The 268-nt window shown below is 63.8% G+C and carries 1 protein-coding gene; it reads left to right on the top strand.

The window, feature by feature from the left end:
* Window positions 1–50: 50 nt before the first annotated feature.
* The coding region (locus tag L9G74_RS24230; protein WP_238898662.1) for a hypothetical protein at window positions 51–268 on the top strand (218 nt) is incomplete at its 3' end.

Genomic DNA, 268 nt, shown 5'->3' with positions numbered 1-268 from the left:
GTTCCTCCAACCTCTCTTTTTTTCTTAGAATTAAACGAACAAGGCCTCAGATGATTCAGCACGTCCAGCAGAACGGGTTGTGCGCCTTGAACGCCTCCACGACGCCGGCGATGGATCCCGCCGAGGCGGCGACGGACACGACGAGGCACCCGGCGCTGAGCGCCTGGTGGGACAGCCACTGCGCGCTCCCCCGGGGCACCCGGCGGTGCGCTATTTACATCTACCCGGTGACGTTGAGGGTGAGCGGCCAGAACGACGCCGCGCCGAT

Source organism: Shewanella electrica (assembly GCF_022321485.1).
Lineage (GTDB): Bacteria > Pseudomonadota > Gammaproteobacteria > Enterobacterales > Shewanellaceae > Shewanella > Shewanella electrica.
This window is presented reverse-complemented; position numbering and strand designations above follow the sequence as displayed.